Origin of the sequence: Lacihabitans soyangensis (genome assembly GCF_024343775.1) — a bacterium.
In the GTDB taxonomy this organism is placed as follows: domain Bacteria; phylum Bacteroidota; class Bacteroidia; order Cytophagales; family Spirosomataceae; genus Leadbetterella; species Leadbetterella soyangensis.
In genome coordinates this window covers 1-19,820 of record NZ_RJUF01000175.1, presented here as the reverse complement: position 1 = coordinate 19,820, position 19,820 = coordinate 1, and the positions used below count along the sequence as shown (strand labels likewise).

Below are 19,820 nucleotides of genomic sequence, written 5' to 3'. Positions count from 1 at the left end.
TCATGAAAACTCTTTTTAAAACAATCGCCTTCGTTTTTGCCTTGGTATTGACCGCTAATTACGCTTCTGCACAACACCCACAGAAAAGAAAAGTATTAGACAAAAAAGAAGACCGAAGAGACCGTAAAGAAGATGTAAAAGACAGAGCCGAAGATAGACGCGACACCGCTGAAGATAGACGAGATAGAGCCGAAGATATTCGCGATAAACGCGAAGATAAATGGGATGCCGCTCACAACGGTGGCCGAAAAGATAGATTAGAGGATATCAGAGATAGAAAAGAAGATGTCAGAGACGCCAGAGAGGATAAAAGGGACAGGATGGAAGATAAACGAGACAGAAAAGAGGACGTAAAAGATAGAAAAGAAGATAGAAAAGACCGCAGAAGAGGTTCTTACTAAAACGAAAAAGAGGCGAACAATCAGCCTCTTTTTTTTATATTTTGAAAATCGCTTTTAGCTCTGAAGCCTCCTCTGGCTTCATTCTGCCAGCCAAAACCAATCGTAACTGTCGCCTTCTTAGAGCTCCTTCGAATAGCTCTAGTTCGAGTTCTGTTTCAGGAATGGCTTCGGCTATTTCAATCGGTCTACCAGACTGATCCACAGCCACAAAAGTTAGAAATGCCTGATTCGTTTTGCTTTTTTGCCCTGCCGGAATATTCTCCGAAAACACATCAACTACCACCTCCATAGAAGTATTGAAGGCTCTCGTAATTTTGGCTTCCAAAGTAACCACATTGCCCAGTGGAATAGGATTCACAAAAGATACATTATCTACCGAAGCTGTCACCACAATTCTGTTGCTGTGTTTTTGTGCGGCTATGGCGGCTGCCACGTCCATCATTCGCATCAAATTTCCGCCCATCAAATTCCCCAAGGTATTGGTATCGTTGGGCATCACCATCTCCGTCATGATGGTCAGCGATTCTTTTACATTTTTTGCTTTTGGCATTAGTTTGTTGTTTTTTTTTACAAAAATACGCCCATTAGGGCAATATTTAATGCTTTGCGATTAAAAAGCAAAACAAGTGCAAAGACTGTTTTCTAAAAAAAATCAGACATTAAATTTTGAAAAACTAAAATTATCTGTTTACTTTGAAAAACAAAGTACTTTTTAAACATTCCAAAATGAATTTAAAACCAAGCAAACCCACCATCAGCGTATTGATTCTGATTGCTTTATGTTCCATATTACTCATGATAAGAGTTTATAAAACAGGTACTTTCTTGGGTCTATTCCTAGTTTGGAACCTGTTCTTGGCTATTACTCCTATCCTTTTTATTTTTCTGGCGAAAAAACTACATGACCATTATGGTTTTCAGAAACTGGGCATCAAAATGGCCATACTAACACTTATGACCACTTGGTTGCTCTTTTTCCCAAATTCACCTTACATCATAACCGACCTCATGCATTTGAGCCATTTACCCAAACATTTGCTGTGGTTTGACGCTGTGGGGATTTTTATAACGGCACTGACCGGGCTTATTGTTGGTCTATATTCTATGTATCATTTCCAAATCTTATCCAAAAAGATTTTCGGGAATACCGTGGCCTGGTTCCTCGTCATCAGTAGTGCCATTTTGAGCGGTTTTGGACTATATCTTGGCCGATTCGTAAGGTTCAATAGCTGGGATTTATTCTCCAATCCAACCCACTTAATCAAACAATCGGTTTTAGAAACTGGCAATCCTTTAGCCATACAAACTACTTTGGTTTTTAGTATTGTGCTGATTGGCTTATATTTGTCTTTTTATAATTTAATATCTTTCAAGCATGAAAATATCAAAAATGCTTCGAAGTTTTAAGTTTGCCTTTGTAGGCATGGCACATTTGGTAAGGTTTGAAAACAATGCCCAGTTTCATTTTCTAGCGACTTTGTTAGTCATATTCGCAGGGTATTGGCTCAATATTGACCGAAACGAATGGATCATCATCATTTTTGCGATGGCCTTGGTTTGGTCAGCCGAGGCGTTTAATTCGGCCATAGAAAAACTTTGCGACAAAGTTGAAACCGAGCAAGACCCGCTCATAGGCAAAGTAAAAGACATGGCAGCAGCTGGAGTTTTGTTTTTGGCCATTGCAGCCGCAGTAGTTGGATGTATAATATTTTTACCCAAAATATTTTAAGAGATGAACGAGCACCTCGAAAACCTTAAAGAAATAAGAACGCTCATGGAGCGATCGTCTAAGTTTTTGTCATTGAGTGGATTATCCGGTATTTCTGCTGGTATTATTGCACTTGTTGGAGCTTTTATGGTTTATTCAAAAAAAGTAGAAATCACCGGCAACAGTAACCCTCAAGGAATTCTCGATGCCGCCAATTTAGAAGGCGACTTCAAACTTTACGTTTTCAAAATAGCACTTTTTACACTTCTGGGTGCTTTGATTGGAGGGATTTATTTCACCATTAGAAAAGCAAAAAGATCAAATGAGAAAGTATGGAATAATCTATCTAAAAAATTATTGATAAATTTGACCATTCCTTTGATAGCCGGAGCCATATATTCTCTGGCTTTGGTGCAGCAAAACAACATGTGGATGGCCGCCTCATCTACTTTAATATTTTACGGATTGGCTTTGATTTTCGCCTCAAACTATACCGTTAGAGATGTTTTCTCGCTAGGTTTGTGCGAAATAGCACTCGGTCTGTTGAGTATATTTTTTACAGGTTACACCTTTTTGTTTTGGGTAATTGGCTTCGGCCTTTTACACATTTTATATGGCGGATTGATGTATTTTAAGTACGATAAATGATTTTAGAACAGTTCAATAAAACTTTTGAGAGCAAAGCTCGCTTGGGCATCATGTCGGTATTGATGGTCAATGAGTCTGTGAATTTTAATTCGCTCAAAGAACTATTGAACTTAACCGACGGCAACCTCGCCACACACGTAAAAGCCTTAGAAGAAGCTGGTTATCTTTTAGTTCAAAAAGAATTTATCGGTCGTAAGCCCAACACATTGTACTCTGTAACCGCCGAAGGGCGAAAGGCATTCGAACAACATTTGAGCGTTTTGGAGCAATTTATCAAAAACTCCTAGAGCGTAGCAGTCCATAATTACCGCAAAAATCCGTAAATTGCACACTCAAATTCTATACTATGTCTGACCGTTATATGCAAAGAGGCGTTTCTGCCTCCAAAGAAGATGTTCACAAAGCCATCGAAAAACTAGACAAGGGCCTTTACCCAAAAGCTTTTTGTAAGATTTCACCCGATATTTTGGGAGGAGACGATGACTATTGCAACATCATGCATGCGGATGGTGCAGGTACAAAAACCTCTTTGGCCTATTTGTATTGGAAAGAAACAGGCGACATATCGGTTTGGAAAGGCATTGCCCAAGACTCTATCATCATGAACACGGATGACCTGCTTTGTGTAGGTGCTACGGGTCCAATATTGATGTCGTCGTCAATAGACCGAAACAAAAACAAGATTCCTGGCGAAGTAATTGCCGAAATAATCAATGGAAGTGAGGAAGTTTTGGCCATGCTCAGAGAAAATGGAGTAGAAATTTACAGCACTGGTGGTGAGACTGCAGACGTGGGAGATTTGGTAAAAACGATAACCGTCAATACCACCGTTATTGCCCGCATGAAAAAAGCCGATGTAATTGACAACGCCAACATAAAGGCTGGAAATGTTATCGTTGGATTGGCGTCTTACGGAAAAGCATCTTACGAAACCGAATACAACGGAGGCATGGGTAGCAACGGCCTAACCTCTGCTCGTCATGATGTTTTAGACAATATCTATTCAGAACGATACCCTGAAAGTTATGACCAAGATATTCATAGTTCCTTGGTTTACAGTGGTTCTAAACTCCTTACAGATAAAATATCCATCTCTGAGAATTTGATGGTGAACGTGGGAAAACTGGTACTCTCTCCTACTCGTACCTATGCACCAGTGGTGAAAGAAATACTTACCAAACTGAAAGGAAAAATTGACGGCATGGTGCATTGCAGTGGCGGGGCACAGACCAAAGTCCTTCATTTTGTGGACAATGTACATATCACAAAGGATAACTTGTTCCCTATTCCGCCACTATTCAAACTCATCCAAGAGCAATCTGGCACTTCCTGGTCTGAAATGTACAAAGTCTTCAACATGGGTCACCGCCTTGAGGTCTACCTTTCGCCAGAACACGCCGAAGAAATCATCAAAATATCAGAAAGCTTCGGTATTCCAGCCCAAATTGTAGGGAGAGTGGAGGCTTCAGAGACTAAAAAATTGACTATTTCTAGTGACTTTGGGGTGTTTGAGTATTGAGTTGTTTTGATTAAGCTAGTATTTGATTAGAACACTGATTGGAGGGATTTGACACGGATGAATACTGAACATTACTTCTTTTAACCATTATTGGCAATGTTTGAGTATAATTTCAACATTGAAAAAAAATAGAAATCCGTGTCACATCCGTGTCATCCGTGTTCCATAAACACGGCACACAGCCCAACAGCATGACACCAAAGAACAGTAATTAAAAATCCATTCTTTATATTTACGACTGCAATCAACTTAAGCTGATGAAAGTCTGTAAATTCGTTTTAATCCTATACCTATTCTCTCTAAAAACCATTGCACAAAATACCGCCAAGCCTTGGGCTTATTGGTGGTGGCAAGGAAGTGCCGTAAATAAGGCGGACTTAAGAGCCAATCTTCAAAAATATGCAGAAGCAGGTTTTGGCGGTTTACACATTATTCCTATTTATGGCGTAAAAGGTGAAGAACAGAATTTTATTCATTTTCTGAGCCCAAAATGGCTCGAAATGCTGGAATATACCGTAAAAGAAGCCCAGAATTTAAATTTAGGCATCGATATGACGCTGGGCACAGGCTGGCCTTTTGGCGGAATTGATATAAAACCTGAGCATGCTGCTAAAACTTTTGAGTTAGTTTACGAAGCAGACCGAGCTCCTATTCTAAAACCAAAAATCACCAAACAACAAGTAAAAAGAGCTGCTCCTGGAGCTGAGGGCCTGGTATTGGATCACTTCGACAAAGCCAATGTAGAGCATTACTTATCCAAATTCGACAGCGTTTTTGCAAAGAACAATATCGGTATTCGGGCATTTTATAATGATTCCTACGAGGTTTATGGAGCAGATTGGACGGAGAATTTCTTCGAAAAATTTAAAAGCAAACGTGGCTATGAACTAGGAGAACATCTCAATATTTTCGAAAACAAAACGACATTTACAGAAGAAGAAAAACAAATATACTCTGACTATCAATTGACCATTTCAGAGTTACTTTTAGAGGAATTCACACAGCCTTACGCTGCTTTTGCGAAAAAATACGGTAAACTAAGTCGAAACGAATCGCATGGCTCTCCAGGCAATGTTTTGGATTTATACCCTGCCAATGCAATTCCTGAAACCGAATTTTTTGGATCAAAACCATTTGATATTCCGCTTTATAGACAAGACCCCGAATACAGCGAAAAGCAATTTGGCAAACCAAACAAAATGGTTCTCAAACTGGCCTCTTCGCCAGCAAATATTTTTGGCAAAAAACTGGTGAGTTCAGAAACCGCCACTTGGCTTGGGAATCATTTCAAAGTGAGTTTATCGCAAGTTAAACCCATCATTGACGAGTCATTTCTAGGTGGAGTAAATCATGTTTTCTATCATGGAGCCAACTATACGCCATTGGATGCCCCATGGCCAGGTTGGATGTTTTATGCCTCAACCAACTTCAATTTTAACTCGCACTTTTGGAACGAACTCCCGCTCCTCAACAAATACATAGAAAACTGCCAGAATTTGCTCCAAAAAAGCACGACTGACAATGAAGTTTTGGTGTACTTTCCCATTCAAGACCTTTGGCATAAACCTAAGAAGGGAGTTTATATGATGGATGTGCACAACATAGAAAAGAACGGTATTTTCAATGATAAATACCGTCAACTCTTGAAAGATTTGGAAAAAGCAGGATACGATTTTGATTTTATATCAGATTTACAAATAACCCAAATGGCGGAACAGAAACTAAGTAAGTCAAATTATAAATCAATCATAATTCCAGAAGTAGAATACATGCCACTTCAGACATTGCAGGCGATTAAAAAGTTAAATTCAACGGGAATAAAAGCTATTTTCGAACAAACTTTACCACAGAAAACTACTGGATATTTGGACTTAGAGAGAAATCAGAAAACTTTCGAAAAGGAATTAGCCAGCCTTAAAAATACCGTAAGCACATCGGTTATTTCAAAACTAAAAACACAGACAGATAAGAGAGAGGTCATTCAAGAAAAAGGATTGGATTACTTAAGAAAAAACTACGAAGATGGCCTTTTATATTTCATTGCAAATCAACACCAGTTATTTGAAAAGGGCGAATTGACTTTCGAAAACAAATACAAATACACCTATTTATATAATCCCAAAACCGATTCTTGGTTCGAAATTAAAACACCAAAATCAGGAATCTCAAAAAAAGTAAACTTAGAATTAAAATCGGGAGAGAGCATATTTCTATTTTTCTCAAACATCAAAAAAGACAATAACCAACCTTATTCCATCAAAAGTCATTCGAATAATTTGGACTTGAGTACCAACTGGAACTTAGTTTTTACCGAAGGAAAACCCAAAATACCTAATCCTCAAACTTTCAATACGCTCAAATCCTGGACTTTGGCAGATTCTGCAGCTAGTTTTTACAATGGTTATGGAGAATATAACAAAACTTTTATTCTGCCTGAAAATGCGGTAGGCAAACAAGCTCAAATCCAATTGGGCGATGTTCGTGAAACCGCCGAAGTATGGATTAACGGTATAAATATAGGCACGGCTTGGAGTTTACCTTATAATCTTGAAATACCCGAAGGAATACTAAAAACTCAAAATGAAATAAAAATTAAGGTAAGAAATCTATCTGCCAATCAGATAAAATACTTGGACATCAACAAAGTAAACTGGAAGAAATTCTACGACATCAATATTGTGGATATTCAATATAAACCTTTCGATGCATCTAACTGGAAACCAGTTAATTCCGGCCTTCTTGGTCCAATATTTCTAAAATATTAGGCAAAAAAAGAGTCGCAAGCGACTCTTTTTTCATATTCTTAAAGATCAAAAATTACAATCCTAAACCAGCGTACAATTTAACCTCATCCACACTTATCAGGGAATCGCACATGATTACCAAACGCTCAACCACGTTGCGTAACTCCCTAACGTTACCAGTCCAAGGGAGGTTTTTCATATATTCCATGGCTTCTGGTGAAAATGTCTTAGGTTGATCGCCGTATTCTTCAGCAACATCTCCCAAAAACTTATCCGCCAACAAAGGAATATCGTCCCTACGCTCAGCCAAAGGCGGTACATAAATAGGAATTACGTTCAATCTATGGTAAAGGTCTTCACGGAAGTTTCCTTCAGCTATTTCCTTTTTAAGGTCTTTGTTTGTCGCCGCTATAATCCTTACGTTTATCTTGATTTCCTTTTCGCCACCAACTCGCGTAATTTTATGCTCCTGCAAAGCACGTAACACTTTCGCTTGAGCAGAAAGGCTCATGTCACCAATTTCGTCCAAGAATAGAGTACCATTATCTGCTTGCTCAAACTTACCAATTCGTTGTTTGATGGCAGAGGTAAACGCCCCTTTTTCGTGGCCAAAAAGCTCACTTTCAATAAGTTCAGAAGGAATGGCGGCACAGTTGACCTCAACCAAAGGCTTTTTAAGTCTGTTGCTTTTTTCATGTATCTGCTTCGCAACCATCTCTTTACCAGAACCATTTGGTCCAGTTACCAATATCCTTGCCTCTGTAGGAGCTACACGATCTATGGTTTCCTTCACCTTGGTGATCAATGGCGAATCACCAACTATCTCGTTAAGTTTATAAACCCTTTTCTTAAGTGTCTTTATAACTTCTACGTCATTGCTTTTCTCTATGGCGTTTCTAACCGTCACCAAAAGTCTATTCAAATCAGGTGGCTTGGTGATAAAGTCAAACGCTCCCCTTTTGGTAGCTTCTACGGCATTCTCGACATTGCCAAACGCCGACACCATCACAAACTGAGTAATAACACCCTCTTCTTTTGCCTTTAGAAGAACGTCCAAACCATCCATTTTGGGCATTTTTATGTCGCAGAGAGCCACATCGTACAGGCTTGCCAGCACCATGTCTAGACCTTCCTGACCGTCTTTAGCTTCGTCTACATCATAGCCTTCGTATTCAAGAATGTCTCTCAGAGCATCTCGGATAGTTTTTTCGTCATCAATTACTAAAATTTTGGCCATGGGATAAGAAAAAAATTCTTTGTAAGGTTTATCTAAATATTTCGCAATTTACCCAAAAACTTTGTAAAAATTGACCTCAAGCATCATTATTTGTTACTTTGTTAAAAAAAATCATTAAAGAAAACCATTCTAAAAACATTGTTGACCATCTTTGGTTTTCTAAAAAAGTAGACAAATTGATGAAGAAAGTAGCGGTGATTGGTTGTGGTCCGGGAGGTTTGGCGGTTGCCATAAGGCTCGCCATTTTGAAATATGAGGTGGAAGTTTTTGAATCAAATGCCACTCCCGGAGGTAAAATTAACGAATTCCACTCTGAAGGATTTAGGTTCGATGGTGGCCCATCGCTTTTTACACTTCCCAGCCTCATTGACGAACTCTTCGAACTCGCTGGCAAAAATCCTAAAGACTATTTTAATTATCAAAAACTAGATGAAGTTTGTCGATATTTTTGGGAAGACCAAACACGTCTGACCGTTTCGGCTGATAACCAAGATTTCGACAATAAGGTAACTCAAATACTAAAAGAAAAGCCTGGAAGAATACTTAATTACCTTAATGATAGTGCATTTAAATATGAAATATTGAGTGGGCTATTTATTCATAAAAGTCTTCACAAGCTTTCTACTTGGCTCAGCAAAGATGCCTTCTGTGGTTACCTGAACATTTTCAAAATGGGTATTTTCGGGACATTTCATGGCTTTAATAAACAATCGTTTTCTAATCCCAAGACCGTTCAGATGTTTAACCGCTACGCTACCTATAACGGCTCAAGTCCATATAAAACACCGGCCACTATGAGCATTATTCCGCATTTGGAATATAACATAGGGGCATTTTTGCCAGAAAAAGGGATGTACCATATAGCAGATGCTCTACATAAGCTTGCTGTTGAGTTGGGTGTTAAATTTCATTTTAATACCAAGGTCGAGCGAATAATTGTAGAGAATAAATTGGCAACCGCTGTAAAAACCAGCCAAGGAACGGTGAAAAACTTTGATGCCGTGGTGAGTAACATGGACGTAACCCCCACCTACCTTAAATTGATGCCTGACCAAAAGCCTCCATTGAAAACCCTCAACCAAGAAAAAAGCGGCTCAGGACTGATATTTTATTGGGGAATCAATAGAGAATTTAAAGAGTTGGGGCTACACAATATCTTATTTAGTGAAAACTATGAGACAGAATTTGAACATCAATTCGAGAAAAAAGATATTTTTACCGACCCCACCATTTATATCAATATTACCAGTAAAATTATCGCCTCTGATGCTCCTGCGGGCTCTGAAAATTGGTTTGTTCTTATCAATGCACCTTCAAATACTGGGCAAAACTGGGAAACTATTACACAAAAGACAAAAAAAGCGATTCTTGAAAAAGTAAAAAGAACTCTTCATGTAGACCTAGAACCACACATTGTAACAGAAAGGATTCTTGATCCGGTAAAAATAGAAACAAACACATCGAGCAGTCAGGGAGCTTTGTATGGTAACAGTTCCAATAACAAATATGCTGCATTTCTTCGCCATCCCAATTTTTCAAAAGATATCCAGAACCTATTTTTTGTAGGCGGTAGTGTTCACCCGGGAGGTGGCATTCCGCTGGCGATATCATCCGCAAAAATCACTTCCGAATTTTTGGCACGGAATTTGACACACCTAAATTACATCCCTAATTAATAAATAATAGAGATTTTAATGTTACCTATTTAAAACAATCGGCATTCCAACAAAATAAATATAAGAATATAAAAAAAATATTTTGTGCTATATAACAACCTAATAAACAATAAGATAACCAAAGAATAACCCCTTTAAATAGTAATTCTATTCTTAAAATCAAGAATACGGTATAGTTTTTGTAACCAGATAGTTAAAGCTATTGTGTGAATTTATAAAACTATATATGTGAAAAAGAATACATTACTATTTATTGGGATTTTGTTTTTTTCTTCGCTGATATTTTCTTGCAAAAAGAAAAAAAATGACCCCGCCAGTCAATATGCTAAATGCCCTCTATTGTCGGTAGATGGTCCAACAGGCAACATCCGAAATTATGAATGGGTAGGTAGCAAACTTATCCGTGTATTCAGTCGAGACTCTATTCCAACAGTTGTGATTTTTAGGTATAACAACAAAAACTTGGCTGAGTCTATGGAAATAACTACTGAAGGAACAGCCGAAAAATACCTTGTTAAGTTTGTTTATGGTGCCAATAACATCATCACCAAAAGTAATGTATCTATCAATGGTATTCAATTCATGACCAATGAATTTGTTTATAATGAAAACAACAAACTCTCCAGTATCAAAACTACCGTTGAATTATTTGGAAGAAAAGTTTCCGGAAAAACTCGTCTTGAATATGTAAATGATAATGTCTCTAAGGTTTATTCTTCCATCAACGACGAGTTAGAGACAATTGCCTTTAGTGGTGAAAAATATGATAACAAAAAGCAGTTTTTCCCGGAGGTTTACAAAACAGCAGCTCTTGGTTTTGTTGGTATAGCCAACAACTTCTTCTCTTATTTTGGAGAAAACAACATGACAGCCGGAAAAGTCTACAACGATAAAGGCAAAATTGACCAAGAAACCCAAATCGAATATTTGTATAATAATAGCGGATTACCAATTCAATCCGAAACTGTCTCCACAAGAGGCGGTAAAAAAAGTGTCGAAGTGTGTAGTTATAGCTTCGACTGCAAATGAGTTGGCTTAAGTGCAATTAAACTAATAATCCTAGTGATCAAAAGAAGTCTCCAATTTTTGGAGATTTTCTTTTTTTAGACCCTTTCGATTTCAAATGAATCAAAAAGCAAATTGGTCTCTAATATTTCTTGGCTTTTTTCGTATTGAATGGGCATGGTTTTTGTAAATTTATTGAAATCACAAAATATAAGTTTGAGAGTGGATTGAATAACTCAATCTCATGACCAAAACCTATTTCTAAATAAACAATAAAATGGATTTTTTATCAAAAATAAAAGGCACAATATCAGCTAAAACTGTAGAAAACCTGGCTTCTTTTCTCGGAGAAAACATCCCTGACGTGGAGTCTGGCCTTGGCCTTAGCCTAAATTCATTCTTGGCGGGTTTATTGAAATACGCACATTCGGATGTCGATCTCAAAAACATAATAAATGTACTTAATGACGGTGGACATACAGGCGACATCTTGAACAATATAGAGTCGTTTTCGAGTAATTTTGAAAAAACCCAGCTCCTTGTCACCATTGGAAACAATATCTCGGTACATTTCCTGGGCAATAAAGTTCCACAATTGGTCGAGAAAATTTCTGGCATTTCTGAGGTACGAAAAACCAGTGCAGCTTCTTTGTTGAGCCTTTCAGCACCCATAGTTTTGGGATCTATTGGCAAAACCATGAAAGAAGGAAATCTTGATTTGACAGGTTTGAGAAATCACTTCAAAGAAATAAACGAAGGAGTTATAAACGCACTCCCACCGGCCATTAGTAATATTTTTCAGTTCAAAAAGACATCAAACAACCCTGTACCTGCAGCGGTTCCTCCAATAAAAGACCAGAAAGAAAAAGTAAAAACTGAGAGCAAAACTAACTGGGCGGTAATATTGCCTTGGCTAATCTTAGGTATCGCTGGCTTATCAGTGTTATATTATGCCAAATTCGCCAAAAAAAATACATTTAAGGTTCCCACCGAACAAGCTATAGTCACCGAAAAAACAGAAACTGATCTAAAATCTGAAGATTTTCTACCAGACTCTGCGGTTGCAGCATTACCAGTAGAAAAAAACGTTGTCCCTGTTGAATCTTCAGAGGAAATCAAAAAAACTGAACCAGAAACGATTGCCAAACCTCAGGAAAAGCTCAAGGTTGAAAGTCCTATAACCCTTGAAAAGAAAACAACCACGCCAACAACAGAAAAGAAAGAAACCAAAACCACTATAGAAAAGCCGCTAGAAAAGAAGTCTACTGACTCAAAGCCAGATGAAATAAAAACGCCGAGCGGATGGAGTGCAATAAACGGAAATGTGTTCAAGAAAAACAGTGCAGAAATCACCAGTTCTTCCCTGATAAATGGCATAGTAAATCAATTAAGAAATTCGTCAAAAACAATCAAAATTTCTCCACTATCAGGTGGAAATCGGACTTTAGGCGAAGACAGAGCCTATGCTTTGAGAGACATTTTGATTGAAAAAGGAATTTCTGAGGATCAAATAACTATCTCATCCTCTGTTTCAGGCTCAAATCCCAACGGAATCGTCTACAGAATTGGCAATTAATACCAGATAATATTATTGATTTCTTAACTTTGCCAACAAAAATTCTTCTATGGCAAGTTTAGAAACAGCTCTTATTCATCAGCATATAAGCCCTGAAATCTCTGGTGCAGTAGTACCGCCATTGGTGCAAAGTACCACATTTTGTAGAGATCCTAAAGGAGACTTTATTGAAGGACGAGACATTTATACGAGGGCTTCCAATCCAAACAGAAGACTGTTAGAAAATAAACTCGCCCTTCTGGAGAAAGGAACGGATGCTGCTTGCTTCGCTTCGGGTCAAGCAGCCACCATGAGTATTTTTCATTCCTTAGGTCAGAACTCCCACGTGATTTTGCCCGATGATATCTATTATGGCACCAGGGTAATCTTAGAAAATCTTTACAAAAATTGGAACATTGAGTATACAGTTGTGGATATGGCAAATTCAATAAACATCGAAAAAGCCATCAGACCTAACACCAAACTTGTTTGGATAGAGTCCCCTTCCAATCCTTGTCTTAAAATAGCTGATATTGCCACCATAACTGACATTTGTACCCAAAATAGAATACTGACTGCTGTAGACAATACTTGGTCCTCTCCATATTTCACCAACCCTTTAGCTCTGGGAGCCGATATCGTCATGCATTCAACTACAAAGTATCTCGGTGGCCATTCTGATATTTTGGGAGGAGCAGTAATCTGGGGGGATAAACTTGAGGCTGACAAGGCTCAATCTATAAAAGACTACCAATCTATCGGAGGTGGCGTACCATCTCCGTACGACTGTTGGCTTCTAAACAGAAGCCTTTCCACATTTTTTGTGAGAATGGCCAAACATAACTCTAATGCCGCCGAACTGGCCAATTTTTTAAGTACCCATCCCAAAATAGAAAGAGTGTATTATCCGGGCTTGGTGAATCATCAGAATCATGAGATTGCAAAGAAACAAATGACCAATGGTTTCGGAGGTATGATGTCGATTTTGATAAAAGGTGATGAAAAGAACTGTTTAGCAGTAGCCTCTAAACTTAAGGTATTTCAACATGCCACCAGCCTTGGGGGTGTAGAAAGTTTAGTCGACCACAGAAGAACGGCAGAGGGAGTACATTCAGTTTCCGTCGGTAATCTGCTTAGAATTTCGGTTGGAATCGAAAATATTGAAGATTTAATCGAAGATTTTGCCCAAGCTCTAAGCTAAAGCCAACAAAAAATCGTTATTTTACCATTTAATTCAAAAAAACTCCCAACTGAGGGCTATGATTATTTTCAATTTTATGAAAAAACTTATTTTTCTTTCTTTCATCGTTTTCAACCTTAATGGCCAAAGCTTAAAAACTAAATTCAACTGGCACAACCTAGATCTTTCCGAAGATGGAATAAGGGGAATGAGTACTGAAAAAGCATACGCAGAATTACTTAAAAACAGGACCTCTAAAACGGTGATTGTTGGTGTTATAGACTCTGGAATAGATATAAAACACGAAGACCTGAAAGATAAAATTTGGGTAAATAACAAAGAAATCGCCAACAATGGCATCGACGACGATAACAACGGATTTATAGATGATATAAACGGATGGGATTTTATTGGTGGTAAAGACGGAAAAGACATCGAACAAGAGCAATTGGAGTCTGTAAGACTCTATAAATCTCTTTCAGAAAAATTTGGAGAAAAGCCAAGCAAAAGAATCAAAAAGAAAAATAAGGCTGACTTAGCTTTAATGGAAAAATTAAAGGTCGAAATTGATTCGAAAAAGTCAGAGGCCACGCAGTACTTGCCGATGTACAAAAATATGCTTGAAAAAATTACTCAAGCGGAGGACATCCTTCTCAAATCTATTGGTAAAAGTACTTTAACAAAAGAAGATGTTCAAAAAATCGATGATCAAAATGTAGAGAGAAACGTAAGAGCTGCAAAACAAGTTTGGTTAAATCTCAATGCCATGGGAGCCACTAAGGCCGACATTCAAGACGGAGTAAACCATTTTGAGGAAGAATTGAACTATAATTTAAACGAAAATTTTGACCCAAGAAAAATTGTGGGTGACGACCTCAAAACTTTGGGATATGGAAAATATGGTAACAATGAAGTAACTGGTCCTGATGCCATGCATGGTACACACGTAGCGGGTATAGTTGGAGCTAACAGAAACAACAATATCGGCGTAAAGGGTGTAGCTGATAATGTACGTATTATGACAATCAGATGCGTACCGAATGGTGATGAGAGAGACAAAGACGTAGCCAATGCCATAAAATACGCTGTAGACAATGGAGCCGAAATTATCAACATGAGTTTTGGAAAACCATACTCACCAGAAAAATTCTGGGTAGATGAAGCTATGAAATATGCAGAGTCGAAAGGTGTACTTCTGGTATCTGCAGCAGGTAACGAAAGTGAAGACATTGATGAGCACGTTCATTATCCCACAAGAACCCTAAAAACAGGCTCAGAAATTGGCAACTGGATAACAGTAGGTGCTTCAAATTTCGAAGAAGGAGAAAACCTTCCGGCAGATTTTACAAATTATGGCAAAAAAGGCGTTGATGTATTTGCACCTGGTGTTGCCATCTATTCTACGGTTCCTGGCTCAAAATACGAGGAAAAACAAGGAACGAGCATGGCATCTCCGGCAGTAGCGGGTTTAGCAGCCTTGTTAAAATCTTACTTCCCAGCTTTAACTGCCAAACAAATCAAGACAATAATTCTTGAATCTACAGTTAAGTTAACAGGTCAGGAAGTGAATGTGCCTGGCGAAAAGGCAAAAAAAGATTTTTCGGAACTAAGCAATACTGGAGGTATCGTAAATACCTACAATGCCGTAAAAATGGCTATTCAGATTTCAGAAAAACAATAAACATTAGAGTATTTTAAAGTATTTTTGTCTTCGGAATATTAACCTTTCGAATGAACATAATACTTTTTGACCAGCCCAGCTTCAGGAACCAACTCAAACCAATAACCCTAACTCGGCCAATTGGCAACGTAAGAGTTGGAACACTAACCATTGACGAAAAGTGGCAGAAATATCTGAATGCAGATATTTCATTCTTGACGGAAGGCTATCTTTCTAAGAAATACTCGACCACTTACGCCGAGCAAAATATTTATATTAATGCTTCTTGTTTGCCTAATGAACATTTTGCAAATGCTATTTCAAAGTTATGCGAGAATGAAGCTCTAATGTCGAATGGGATACTTTTGGCTCTTATCACCTCTCAAAAGCTTACTTTTGGAGAGATTAGTTTGTCTAAGACAAATACGATGGAGTATAAAGAATCAGAAATTACTATAATATCTGAGTTACCACACTTGTTTTTGAACAACGGCTCTCAAATATCAGCTGACTTCAAAAAAATTACACTCGGCCGTAAGTCTGCACCAATTGAAGACAAATACACAGCAGTATATAACGAAGATTACATTTTTATAGAAGAAGGAGCATCTATAAAAGCAAGCATACTTAATGCTGAAAATGGTCCTATTTATATTGGAAGAAATGCAGTCATACAAGAAGGAAGTTTAATCATTGGCCCAGCGTCCATAGGCGAAAATGCCATGGTAGCTTTCGGAGCAAAAATTAGACCTAATACCACTCTAGGTCCAGTTTCAAGAGTTGGCGGGGAAGTAGGAAATAGTATTTTTCACGGCTACTCCAACAAAGCACATGATGGTTTTCTGGGCAATTCTTATATAGGCGAATGGTGTAATCTCGGAGCAAATACCAATAATTCAAATCTCAAAAACGACTACAAAACGGTTAAACTATACAATTACGATATTAAGGCTTTATATGACACCCACGAAACATTCTGCGGTACCTTCATGGGTGATTATTCTAAGGCAGGTATAAGTACTATGTTTAACACGGGTACGGTTGTGGGAGTTTCGAGCAATATATTTGGGTCTGATTTTCAAGAAAAATTTATTGATAGTTTCTCTTGGGGAGGCAAATCTGAGGGATACCAAGCTTATAGATTCGAAAAAGCAATTGAAGTTATCAATGCCACCATGGCGAGAAGAGAAAAAAGTCTTAGTTCCGACGAAATAGAAATTTTAAGCTACATTTCACAAAATAAATAACCACCTTATGCTCTTTTCCGAAATTCCTGGCTTAAACGAAATCAAAAAACACCTCATAAATTCGGTAAAAACGAATCATGTAGCACACGCATTACTATTTGATGGGGAAGCAGGTAGTGCCGCTTTACCTATGGCTTTGGCATTTGCAACTTATATCAATTGTATAAATCCGTCAGAGACAGATGCATGTGGCATATGCCCGACTTGTCAAAAAATAAGTAAAATAGCACACCCAGACTTCCTTTTCGCCTACCCAACCGCTGGTGGCAAGAAAGTGTTATCCGAAAATTTCATAAAAGAGTGGCGTTCTTTTATACAAAACAATCCATTCGGTACGCTATCAGAATGGCTAGAAGAAATAGACATCAAACAAGGAAATATACCCGTAGAGGAGTCTCGTCAGATTATTCAGAACCTAAGTTTAAAATCATATGAAGGTGGATATAAAATAGTTTTAATATGGATGGTAGAAGCCATGGGACAGTCAGCAGCAAATGCTTTACTGAAAATATTAGAAGAACCACCTGAAAAAACGATATTCCTCTTGGTTACAGCAAATATCAATAGATTATTAACCACAATTATTTCCCGAACTCAAAGAGTAGCTATAAGAAATTCCAATTCAGATGAGTTGACTCAATTTCTCACAACATCAAGAAACCTAAGTGAAGAAAGAGCAAAACAAATTTACTTTCTCTCGGAGGGTAATATCAACAAGGCACTTGAAATTCTTGAGCAAAAAGACCAAAATGAAAAAACTTGGTTTGCCAATTGGATGAGATATTGCTACGCCTTTGATTTGGGAAAATTAATTCCATTAGCCGACGAATTTGACGCATTAACCAAAGAAAGTCAAAAAGGCCTTTTTGACTATGGTTTAAAGATAATCCGAGAGATCTACCTCCAATGCGTTGGCACAGAAAGTTTGATTAAACTAGAAGGGGATGAGTTACAATTTGTTCAGAAGTTCTCAAAAGTATTTAAATTTGAAAACATCGGACAAATTTCCGACCTTATATCAGAAGCACAAATGCTAATTGAGAGAAACGTAAGAGCTAAAATCGTATTTCTTGATACTTCACTAAGTGTAGCCAAACTGATAAAGTAGTAGAAGCTACTAATTCACAATACCGTGCGAATTCCTAGTTTTGTATTTGTCTAAAGCTATCATTTTCTTTAGTCCTTTAATTGAATTCAACGGGCCTTCATCTATAAAAAGATTAACCATAGCAGCAGGCAAGTCACCACCAGGGTCAGAATGGAAAATATAGGTACCTTTTACACCACCATTTACAACATTTAACGTCCACTTAGCATAGAAGTCCTTAATTCTTACAAAGTTCTTATCCAAAGGTAAGCCTTTCCAATTGCATACATCTTCAGAAATCACTTCCTTAGTCACAGCATTTTGTGATATTTTGTTTATTGCCACTATATCTCTGTCGACAGCTGGCCATGGCATATTTATTCTATTGTGGTATTCCACTTGATTGGGTCCTATTATTCTTAATGTTTTAGAATACTCAACTTTATATATCCACTTATTAAATGAAGGTACGTCCAATAAAGCCTCTACTATCGTACTTAAATTAGAATCAAAAGTAGTTTCAATCTTAACATCCTTGAGGTTTCCATTACCTACCTTACGGTGATATATAGAGATACCATCTATTTTCTTTACAAACTTCCAGTCATTCGATTGTGAATAACTAAAAATAGTAGTAGTTAATATGAAACTTAAAATACCTAAAGTTGACTTCATAATTCTATCCATTTAAAACATATTAAAAACATTATGGCCTCCATAAAATACTCAGCAAATATATCAATGCACAATAAAAATCTGAAAACAACATATGCTGTATAATGACAGAACACTAAGTAATAAAAAACGCTGAGTGTTTCATCATTTATCAAACAAGCGATTTGGAAAATCGCTCCACGAAGCTCCTTATACAAAAAAACCCCAACACTTACGCGTTGAGGTTTAAATATAATAAAAAACTGGCATCTACCTACTCTCCCGGGTTTGATCCAAGTACCATCGGCGGTGCGGGGCTTAACTGCTCTGTTCGAAATGGGAAGAGGTGTTCACCCGCCCTATTGACACCATGAATGACAGCCCCCTAACCCCCAGTGGGGGAACTTGCGTCGGGTATATCTTCTGATTGTCCTATGGACATCTAATTCTTTTGACATTAATGCTTATCTATTCACTCCCACCTTGCGGTATCTGAGCTGCTCCCTGAGCTTAGCCGAAGGGAGTCGATGAAACATTGTGATTGAGAAAGACTGAAAATAAAAATTTAAGAGCTCTCGGTTCATTAGTACTACTCGGCTGCATACATTACTGCACTTCCACCTGTAGCCTATCTACGTCATAATCTCTAACGTTCCTCAAGGGAAGTCTCATCTTGAGGTGGGTTTCACACTTAGATGCTTTCAGCGTTTATCCCGTCCCGACTTAGCTACTCTGCCGTGCCCTTGGCAAGACAACAGATACACCAGCGGTCAGTCCAATTCGGTCCTCTCGTACTAAAATCAGAGCCTCTCAAACTTCCTACGCCCACCACAGATAGGGACCGAACTGTCTCACGACGTTCTGAACCCAGCTCGCGTGCCACTTTAATCGGCGAACAGCCGAACCCTTGGGACCTTCTCCAGCCCCAGGATGTGACGAGCCGACATCGAGGTGCCAAACCTCCCCGTCGATATGAGCTCTTGGGGGAGATCAGCCTGTTATCCCCGGAGTACCTTTTATCCTTTGAGCGATGGCCCTTCCATGCAGAACCACCGGATCACTATATCCTACTTTCGTACCTGTTCGACTTGTTTGTCTCGCAGTCAAGCTCCCTTTTGCTATTGCACTCATCGCACGGTTACCAAGCGTGCTGAGGGAACCTTTGAAAGCCTCCGTTACTCTTTTGGAGGCGACCACCCCAGTCAAACTACCCACCAAGCGGTGTCCCCCATTCCAGGGTTAGGAACCAAATATCAAAAGGGTGGTATTTCAACGTTGGCTAAATGACGCCTGGCGACGCCACATCAATGCCTCCCACCTATCCTACACATCTGATATCCAGTCACAACGCTAAGCTATAGTAAAGGTTCACGGGGTCTTTCCGTCCCGTGGCGGGTAGACGGCATCTTCACCGTCACTACAATTTCGCCGAGCTCACGGCTGAGACAGTGCCCAGATCGTTACACCATTCGTGCAGGTCGGAACTTACCCGACAAGGA

At 38.5% G+C, this 19,820-nt stretch carries 17 protein-coding genes and 2 rRNA genes; 14 read left to right on the top strand and 5 right to left on the bottom strand.

All coding sequences use genetic code 11. The features are described from left to right. Positions 1–2 precede the first annotated feature (2 nt). Positions 3–401 (top strand): hypothetical protein, encoded by a 399-nt coding sequence (locus EGI31_RS16830; RefSeq protein WP_255038318.1) that lies wholly within the window; start codon positions 3–5, stop codon positions 399–401. 34 nt (positions 402–435) lie between these two features. Here the strand turns inward: EGI31_RS16830 and EGI31_RS16825 are convergent, their stop codons facing one another. Next, positions 436–951 (bottom strand): acyl-CoA thioesterase, encoded by a 516-nt coding sequence (locus tag EGI31_RS16825; RefSeq protein ID WP_255038317.1) that lies wholly within the window; start codon positions 949–951, stop codon positions 436–438. 176 nt (positions 952–1,127) lie between these two features. On the opposite strand from EGI31_RS16825, the gene EGI31_RS16820 reads away from it, so the two are divergent. The 6 genes from EGI31_RS16820 (at position 1,128) to EGI31_RS16795 (ending at position 7,041) form a co-directional block, all read left to right on the top strand. After that, positions 1,128–1,808, top strand: a complete 681-nt coding sequence (locus EGI31_RS16820) for a DUF1361 domain-containing protein (protein ID WP_255038316.1) — start codon at positions 1,128–1,130, stop codon at positions 1,806–1,808. Continuing rightward, positions 1,777–2,130 carry a diacylglycerol kinase family protein gene (locus EGI31_RS16815; RefSeq protein ID WP_255038315.1) on the top strand — a complete coding sequence of 118 codons (354 nt, stop codon included), beginning with the start codon at positions 1,777–1,779 and terminating at the stop codon, positions 2,128–2,130. The genes EGI31_RS16820 and EGI31_RS16815 overlap by 32 nt, the downstream gene beginning before the upstream one ends. A gap of 3 nt (positions 2,131–2,133) precedes the next feature. After that, positions 2,134–2,757: a hypothetical protein gene (locus tag EGI31_RS16810; RefSeq protein ID WP_255038314.1), complete on the top strand. Its 624-nt coding sequence runs from the start codon at positions 2,134–2,136 to the stop codon at positions 2,755–2,757. Then, positions 2,754–3,044 carry a winged helix-turn-helix domain-containing protein gene (locus EGI31_RS16805; RefSeq protein ID WP_255038313.1) on the top strand — a complete coding sequence of 97 codons (291 nt, stop codon included), beginning with the start codon at positions 2,754–2,756 and terminating at the stop codon, positions 3,042–3,044. Before EGI31_RS16810 ends, EGI31_RS16805 begins: the two co-directional genes overlap by 4 nt. Before the next feature lie 59 nt (positions 3,045–3,103). Then, the gene (locus EGI31_RS16800) at positions 3,104–4,276 is read left to right on the top strand and encodes an AIR synthase related protein (protein WP_255038312.1); all 1,173 of its coding nucleotides are present in this window, start codon (positions 3,104–3,106) and stop codon (positions 4,274–4,276) included. Positions 4,277–4,533: 257 nt separating this feature from the next. Next, the gene (locus EGI31_RS16795) at positions 4,534–7,041 is read left to right on the top strand and encodes a glycosyl hydrolase (RefSeq protein ID WP_255038311.1); all 2,508 of its coding nucleotides are present in this window, start codon (positions 4,534–4,536) and stop codon (positions 7,039–7,041) included. Positions 7,042–7,093: 52 nt separating this feature from the next. Here EGI31_RS16795 and EGI31_RS16790 read toward each other — a convergent pair whose 3' ends face one another. Continuing rightward, on the bottom strand, positions 7,094–8,257 hold the full coding sequence (locus tag EGI31_RS16790) for a sigma-54-dependent transcriptional regulator (RefSeq protein WP_255038310.1): 1,164 nt from the start codon (positions 8,255–8,257) through the stop codon (positions 7,094–7,096). A 179-nt stretch (positions 8,258–8,436) separates the two neighbouring features. On the opposite strand from EGI31_RS16790, the gene crtD reads away from it, so the two are divergent. From crtD to EGI31_RS16755, 7 genes are all read left to right on the top strand, one after another. Then, positions 8,437–9,933 (top strand): 1-hydroxycarotenoid 3,4-desaturase CrtD, encoded by a 1,497-nt coding sequence (crtD, locus tag EGI31_RS16785; RefSeq protein ID WP_255038309.1) that lies wholly within the window; start codon positions 8,437–8,439, stop codon positions 9,931–9,933. A gap of 228 nt (positions 9,934–10,161) precedes the next feature. Next, positions 10,162–10,962: a hypothetical protein gene (locus EGI31_RS16780; protein ID WP_255038308.1), complete on the top strand. Its 801-nt coding sequence runs from the start codon at positions 10,162–10,164 to the stop codon at positions 10,960–10,962. Between the two features lie 253 nt (positions 10,963–11,215). Continuing rightward, entirely contained in the window at positions 11,216–12,514 is a 1,299-nt protein-coding gene (locus EGI31_RS16775; RefSeq protein ID WP_255038307.1) for a DUF937 domain-containing protein, read from the top strand. Positions 12,515–12,563: 49 nt separating this feature from the next. Continuing rightward, positions 12,564–13,694: a trans-sulfuration enzyme family protein gene (locus tag EGI31_RS16770; RefSeq protein WP_255038306.1), complete on the top strand. Its 1,131-nt coding sequence runs from the start codon at positions 12,564–12,566 to the stop codon at positions 13,692–13,694. Positions 13,695–13,770: 76 nt separating this feature from the next. After that, positions 13,771–15,354, top strand: a complete 1,584-nt coding sequence (locus EGI31_RS16765; RefSeq protein WP_255038305.1) for a S8 family peptidase — start codon at positions 13,771–13,773, stop codon at positions 15,352–15,354. Positions 15,355–15,404: 50 nt separating this feature from the next. Further along, positions 15,405–16,580 carry a putative sugar nucleotidyl transferase gene (locus EGI31_RS16760; protein ID WP_255038304.1) on the top strand — a complete coding sequence of 392 codons (1,176 nt, stop codon included), beginning with the start codon at positions 15,405–15,407 and terminating at the stop codon, positions 16,578–16,580. 7 nt (positions 16,581–16,587) lie between these two features. After that, complete coding sequence (locus EGI31_RS16755) at positions 16,588–17,688, top strand: DNA polymerase III subunit (RefSeq protein WP_255038303.1); 1,101 nt, start codon at positions 16,588–16,590, stop codon at positions 17,686–17,688. Positions 17,689–17,697: 9 nt separating this feature from the next. Here EGI31_RS16755 and EGI31_RS16750 read toward each other — a convergent pair whose 3' ends face one another. From EGI31_RS16750 to EGI31_RS16740, 3 genes are all read right to left on the bottom strand, one after another. Further along, entirely contained in the window at positions 17,698–18,342 is a 645-nt protein-coding gene (locus EGI31_RS16750; protein WP_255038302.1) for an START domain-containing protein, read from the bottom strand. 240 nt (positions 18,343–18,582) lie between these two features. Next, positions 18,583–18,694: ribosomal RNA gene (gene rrf, locus EGI31_RS16745) — 5S ribosomal RNA — on the bottom strand. A 189-nt stretch (positions 18,695–18,883) separates the two neighbouring features. Continuing rightward, positions 18,884–19,820, bottom strand: a 23S ribosomal RNA gene (locus EGI31_RS16740); the annotation flags it as partial.

Excerpts from the sequence above, each read along its gene's own strand:
- EGI31_RS16815 (WP_255038315.1), top strand. The coding sequence starts at position 1,777 with ATGAAAATATCAAAAATGCTTCGAAGTTTTAAGTTTGCCTTTGTAGGC.
- EGI31_RS16805 (WP_255038313.1), top strand. The coding sequence starts at position 2,754 with ATGATTTTAGAACAGTTCAATAAAACTTTTGAGAGCAAAGCTCGCTTG.
- EGI31_RS16830 (WP_255038318.1), top strand. The coding sequence starts at position 3 with ATGAAAACTCTTTTTAAAACAATCGCCTTCGTTTTTGCCTTGGTATTG.
- EGI31_RS16760 (WP_255038304.1), top strand. The coding sequence starts at position 15,405 with ATGAACATAATACTTTTTGACCAGCCCAGCTTCAGGAACCAACTCAAA.
- EGI31_RS16775 (WP_255038307.1), top strand. The coding sequence starts at position 11,216 with ATGGATTTTTTATCAAAAATAAAAGGCACAATATCAGCTAAAACTGTA.
- EGI31_RS16770 (WP_255038306.1), top strand. The coding sequence starts at position 12,564 with ATGGCAAGTTTAGAAACAGCTCTTATTCATCAGCATATAAGCCCTGAA.
- EGI31_RS16820 (WP_255038316.1), top strand. The coding sequence starts at position 1,128 with ATGAATTTAAAACCAAGCAAACCCACCATCAGCGTATTGATTCTGATT.
- EGI31_RS16790 (WP_255038310.1), bottom strand. The coding sequence starts at position 8,257 with ATGGCCAAAATTTTAGTAATTGATGACGAAAAAACTATCCGAGATGCT.
- EGI31_RS16765 (WP_255038305.1), top strand. The coding sequence starts at position 13,771 with ATGAAAAAACTTATTTTTCTTTCTTTCATCGTTTTCAACCTTAATGGC.
- crtD (WP_255038309.1), top strand. The coding sequence starts at position 8,437 with ATGAAGAAAGTAGCGGTGATTGGTTGTGGTCCGGGAGGTTTGGCGGTT.
- EGI31_RS16755 (WP_255038303.1), top strand. The coding sequence starts at position 16,588 with ATGCTCTTTTCCGAAATTCCTGGCTTAAACGAAATCAAAAAACACCTC.
- EGI31_RS16825 (WP_255038317.1), bottom strand. The coding sequence starts at position 951 with ATGCCAAAAGCAAAAAATGTAAAAGAATCGCTGACCATCATGACGGAG.
- EGI31_RS16800 (WP_255038312.1), top strand. The coding sequence starts at position 3,104 with ATGTCTGACCGTTATATGCAAAGAGGCGTTTCTGCCTCCAAAGAAGAT.
- EGI31_RS16750 (WP_255038302.1), bottom strand. The coding sequence starts at position 18,342 with ATGAAGTCAACTTTAGGTATTTTAAGTTTCATATTAACTACTACTATT.
- EGI31_RS16795 (WP_255038311.1), top strand. The coding sequence starts at position 4,534 with ATGAAAGTCTGTAAATTCGTTTTAATCCTATACCTATTCTCTCTAAAA.
- EGI31_RS16810 (WP_255038314.1), top strand. The coding sequence starts at position 2,134 with ATGAACGAGCACCTCGAAAACCTTAAAGAAATAAGAACGCTCATGGAG.